The following is a 2,886-nucleotide window of genomic DNA, read 5'->3' on the forward strand; positions in this document are numbered from 1 at the left end:
CCGTTGGCGCTGGCCTTCAGGCTGATGCCGGCATGCGAATAGCGCAGGTTGAAGCGGTCGAGGTCGAGCCCGCTGCGCGAGACCAGCGCCACCTGGCTGCCCGAGGCGTCGAGTTGCTGCTTGATGCGGGCCGCGAACTGCAGCAGCCGGTCCTGCTGGCGGGCCGTGAGTTCAGGGCCACGGCCGCAGAACACCGGTGACCCGGCGTGGGCCGCACCGGCCGCCAGCAGCCAGCCGGCCACCGCCAGCGCAGCCGCCAGCGGGCGCTTGAGAGCCACCGGCGCTTACAGCACGACCGGGCGCGAGGCCAGCTCGCGGTGCCAGTCGTCGGCCAGCACCAGGAAAAACGGTTCGCGGTTGTCGGCGCGTGCGAACTCGATGCCGTAGGCGCGGTGTCGGGCTTGCACCGTGTCGCCGGCCTGCAGGCGCGAGCGTTCGCCGGTGCGCTGCGGCAGGTCGAGCTGGAATTCGGCGCCTTCGGCCTGCAGCGTCAGCCGCAGCATGCCGGGCCGGTCGGGCGCGGTGGCCACGTCGATCACGCGGTAGTCGCCGTCGGCCACCTTGTCGTCGCGGTTGGAGCTGCGGCTGGAGCCGCGCAGCGAATCGGAGACGCTGCCCGACGAGGCCGAGCCGGCGCTGGAAGCGGACGACACCGCACTGTCGGCCTGCGCGGCCAGGGGAAGCAGGGCACCGCACACGGCCAGGGCGGCGGCGGCACGAAGAGGGGTCAGGGTCATCTCGGCTCCGGCAAGAGCCGCGAGGATAACCGTCAGGCTTCTTCGGCCGCGCCCAGCCAGTGGCCCATGCGCAAGGCCTTGGTCAGCAGGTAGTTGCTGTTGTGCGGGTTCTCGCCGGCGCGCAGCGGCAGGCGTTCGGTCACGGCCACGCCCAGGTCGCTCAGCGCCTGCATCTTGGCCGGGTTGTTGGTGAGCAGGCGCACCGAGCACACGCCCAGGATCTTCAGCATCTCGGCCGCCACGCGGTAGTCTCGTGCATCGTCGGGCAGGCCCAGGCGACGGTTGGCTTCCACGGTGTCGGCGCCCGCGTCCTGCAGCGCATAGGCGCGGATCTTGTCCACCAGGCCGATGCCGCGGCCTTCCTGCCGCAGGTACAGCAGCACGCCGCGGCCTTCGGTGGCGATGGCCTGCTGCGCCGCCTGAAGCTGCGGGCCGCAGTCGCACTTCAGGCTGTACAAGGTATCGCCGGTCAGGCATTCGGAGTGCAGACGCGTGAGCACCGGTTGGCCATCGTCGATGGCGCCCACCGTCAGCGCCGCATGTTCGCGGCCGGTGGCATCGCGGAAACCATGCAGCCGGAACTCGCCCATCTCCGTCGGCAGCCGACAGCTGCCGCCATAGAACAGGGCAGGGGTGTCGGCGGCGGTGTCGGCATCAGGCCCGGCCATGTCGGCGGGCCGCAGGGGCGCGTTCATCAAAAGCTTCTTGTGGTGTGTCGTCTGCTCAGCTGGGGTCGGCCGCGCCGAGTGCAAGCACGCAGCAGGCAGGGTGTGTCCCAGGGGCGCATTGTCGCGCCGAACCCGAGGCCGTCGTTACAGCAGGGTGGCCGCCCGCAGTGGCTGGATGCATGTACAGTGGCCATGCCGTCCTGCCGTACCGCCATGTCTGCCGTCCTCACCCGCCCCGACCCTTTTGCCGCGCTCAACCCCCAGCAGCGCCAGGCGGTGGAGCATGGCCTGGCCGAGCCCGACACCCGCCCGCTGCTGGTGATCGCCGGTGCCGGCAGCGGCAAGACGATGACGCTGGCCCACCGCGTGGCCCGGCTGGTGATGGCGGGCGCCGACCCGCAGCGGCTGCTGCTGCTCACCTTCTCTCGGCGCGCCGCGCACGAGATGGAGCACCGCGTGGGCCGCACGCTGCACCAGGCGCTGGCGCTGCCCGCCTCCACCCGACCGCCCGCGCTGCCCTGGGCAGGCACCTTCCACGGCATCGGCGCCCGGCTGCTGCGCGAATATGCGCCGGCCATCGGCCTGCCCGAGCGCTTTTCCATCCTCGACCGGGCCGACGCCGAAGACCTGATGAACCTGGCCCGCCAGGAGGCCGGCTTTGCCGCGGCGCGCAGCCGCTTTCCGCAAAAGGGCACCTGCCTGGCCATCTATTCGCGCGTGGTCAACAGCCAGGGCACGCTGGCCGCGGTGCTGCGCGACGCGTTTCCGTGGTGCGAGTCCTGGGCCGCCGAGCTGAACCAGCTGTTCGCGGCCTACGCCCGCGCCAAGCTGCAGCAGCACAGCCTGGACTACGACGACCTGCTGCAGTACTGGGCGGCGATGATGGAAGAGCCCGCGCTGGCTGCCCATGTGGCCGCGCGCTTCGACCATGTGCTGGTGGACGAATATCAGGACACCAACCGGCTGCAGGCCGCGGTGCTGCACGGCCTCAAGCCCGACGGCCGCGGCCTGACGGTGGTGGGCGACGACGCGCAATCGATCTACGGCTTTCGCGCGGCCGATGTGCGCAACATCCTCGACTTTCCGCACCAGTTCGGCCAGCCGGCGCGGGTGCTGCCGCTGGAGCGCAACTACCGCAGCACCCAGCCGCTGCTGGACGCGTCCAACGCCGTCATCGCGCAGGCGCCCGAGCGCCATGCCAAGCAGCTGTGGACCGACCGCAGCGCCGGTGCCCGCCCGCGGCTGGTGACGGTGGCCGACGAGGCCGAGCAGGCCCGCTGCGTGGCCGACCGGGTGCTGGCGCTGCGTGAAGAAGGCTTCAAGCTCAGGCAGCAGGCGGTGCTGTTCCGCACCGCGCACCACAGCGCTGGGCTGGAGCTGGAACTCACCCGCCGGCAGATCCCGTTCGTGAAGTTCGGCGGCCTCAAGTTCCTGGAATCGGCCCATGTGAAGGACGTGCTGTGCGTGCTGCGCTGGGCCGA

Annotated in this window: 4 protein-coding genes; 1 reads left to right on the forward strand and 3 read right to left on the reverse strand. The window is 71.1% G+C overall.

Going from position 1 to position 2,886, the window contains the following annotated elements; all coding sequences use genetic code 11:
- The 3 genes from ABNT58_RS20500 to ribA all read right to left on the reverse strand — a co-directional run.
- Positions 1-278, reverse strand: a 278-nt coding sequence (locus ABNT58_RS20500; protein ID WP_348755268.1) for a DUF2145 domain-containing protein, incomplete at its 3' end; no start/stop codon positions are given.
- Between the two features lie 6 nt (positions 279-284).
- A complete protein-coding gene (locus ABNT58_RS20505) occupies positions 285-737 on the reverse strand; it encodes a hypothetical protein (RefSeq protein ID WP_348755269.1) in 453 nt (150 codons plus the stop codon).
- 32 nt (positions 738-769) lie between these two features.
- Complete coding sequence (ribA, locus tag ABNT58_RS20510) at positions 770-1,405, reverse strand: GTP cyclohydrolase II (protein ID WP_348755271.1); 636 nt, start codon at positions 1,403-1,405, stop codon at positions 770-772.
- 213 nt (positions 1,406-1,618) lie between these two features.
- Between ribA and ABNT58_RS20515 the strand changes: the two genes are divergently transcribed.
- A partial coding sequence (locus tag ABNT58_RS20515; protein WP_348755270.1) for an ATP-dependent helicase occupies positions 1,619-2,886 on the forward strand: 1,268 nt, incomplete at its 3' end.

The sequence above is a fragment of the uncultured Aquincola sp. genome (assembly GCF_964001545.1).
Classification (GTDB): domain Bacteria; phylum Pseudomonadota; class Gammaproteobacteria; order Burkholderiales; family Burkholderiaceae_C; genus Aquincola.

Coding starts and splice junctions, on each gene's coding strand:
- ribA (WP_348755271.1), bottom strand. CDS start 1,405: ATGGCCGGGCCTGATGCCGACACCGCCGCCGACACCCCTGCCCTGTTC.
- ABNT58_RS20505 (WP_348755269.1), bottom strand. CDS start 737: ATGACCCTGACCCCTCTTCGTGCCGCCGCCGCCCTGGCCGTGTGCGGT.